This is a genomic window from Pseudoalteromonas sp. CR1 (assembly GCF_019392235.1).
In the GTDB taxonomy this organism is placed as follows: domain Bacteria; phylum Pseudomonadota; class Gammaproteobacteria; order Enterobacterales; family Alteromonadaceae; genus Pseudoalteromonas.
In genome coordinates, this window is sequence record NZ_JAHXRM010000297.1 from 1 (window position 1) to 267 (window position 267).

The following is a 267-nucleotide window of genomic DNA, read 5'->3' on the forward strand; positions in this document are numbered from 1 at the left end:
TGAACTGAGCATAAGCGTCCGTGCTGATTCAAAAACATTGCCCAATCTGGAAATGATGGGACAACTGAATCCCAATTATGCTCCGATCGTGCAACGCGAACCTGTAACCGATTCGCCGAAAACACCGCAGCGAAATCGCGCAAAACGCCAAAGTGATTCGCGAACAGGGCTGAAACAACGAATGCGTGGGGGCGGAAATTCTGCAAACCCAAAGCGGACTCGGAAGAGCGCGAAGCCGGTGAAAAAATCGACCAGAAGTCGGTGATT

1 protein-coding gene is annotated in these 267 nt (G+C 50.9%); it reads left to right on the top strand.

All coding sequences use genetic code 11. The features are described 5' to 3' along the window. Positions 1-265 (top strand): hypothetical protein (locus tag KZZ04_RS19475; RefSeq protein WP_219423923.1); only part of this gene is annotated, 265 nt, incomplete at its 5' end. Between the last annotated feature and the right edge of the window lie 2 nt (positions 266-267).